General features: G+C 56.3%; 1 pseudogene. It reads right to left on the bottom strand.

Annotated features, from left to right (window positions below):
• Positions 1–48: 48 nt before the first annotated feature.
• Positions 49–545 (bottom strand): annotated as a pseudogene (locus EOA27_RS39490) (hypothetical protein); the annotation flags it as partial.

The raw sequence follows: 545 nt of genomic DNA, 5'->3' as shown, positions 1-545 counted from the left end.
CCACCGTCCTGCGCTGTTAGAGCGAGAATGAATGGTCTCAGATTTTACCTATTCGCGCCGGGTCGGGAAAGGTATGATCGACCAATGAATTAAATCGACCGCTTGCTGAAGCACTGCCTCGGTCTGAACAAGGCTAGGCGAAGCAGCGACGATATGTCCGAGCAAGTCTCGATAGTCGCTTTTCCTGACAATCGGAGTCTTGGGCTCAACATAGAATTTGACCTCGGCGACACCGGGTATGGCCGCCGCTTGACTGTCGCCGCCAATCCAGTCGAGGATGCCATCGCGATCAGGAACCAGGTACCGCGCGGCCGCAGTTTGCGAATGCCTTCTGCGCAAATTCCATTCGTCGCCGATGACTAGCTTGATGTGTTCCTTAATGAGATCGACGCCGTAGGCCAGATGAGCCAGTTGAGGTGCGGGCGCGCCACCAAGTCGCGGATTGACTTCAATGACGACCGGGCCACGCGTTGTCCACCGGAATTCAATGCAGGTTGGTCCCCAGCCCAGACCGAGAGCTCGCAAACACCTCAGCGAAAGATCGA

This window comes from Mesorhizobium sp. M2A.F.Ca.ET.037.01.1.1 (assembly GCF_003998075.1).
Classification (GTDB): domain Bacteria; phylum Pseudomonadota; class Alphaproteobacteria; order Rhizobiales; family Rhizobiaceae; genus Mesorhizobium.
Note: the sequence above shows the minus strand (reverse complement) of the source record. Positions and strands in the feature narration are given on the sequence as shown.